This window comes from Pseudoalteromonas sp. S1650, assembly GCF_005887195.1.
GTDB lineage: Bacteria > Pseudomonadota > Gammaproteobacteria > Enterobacterales > Alteromonadaceae > Pseudoalteromonas > Pseudoalteromonas simplex.
The window spans coordinates 1-331 of sequence record NZ_PNDF01000260.1; the positions used below are offsets into that span (position 1 = coordinate 1).

A 331-nucleotide genomic window follows, 5' to 3' on the forward strand; every position below is an offset into this window, starting at 1 on the left:
CACTTACCTTCTTTGGCTGCTTTTTTGTCGCCGCCGCACTTACCTTCACCGCACTTGCCTTCTTTTTCAGCTTTTTTATCGCCGCCACATTTACCTTCACCGCATTTACCTTCTGCGGCATCTAGTTGATATCCTGCTTGCATATGCTGAAATTCAAATGGGATTGCAATCGAATCAGTTGCTACAAAACTTGACGCACCTACTAAAACCGCACCTAATGTAAATGAAATTGAATTTATATTAACTGTGTTCATTCGATGACTCTCTTTTTTATAAAGGGTTATTAAACAAGACCCGAGAACTAAAAATTACTTTCAAAATTTTTATAATT

Annotated in this window: 1 protein-coding gene; it reads right to left on the reverse strand. The window is 37.5% G+C overall.

Features of this window, described 5'->3' with window-relative positions; translation table 11 throughout:
• Nucleotides 1-254, reverse strand: a 254-nt coding sequence (locus CWB80_RS22335; RefSeq protein WP_502705025.1) for an HvfA family oxazolone/thioamide-modified RiPP metallophore, incomplete at its 3' end; no start/stop codon positions are given.
• Nucleotides 255-331: the final 77 nt, after the last annotated feature.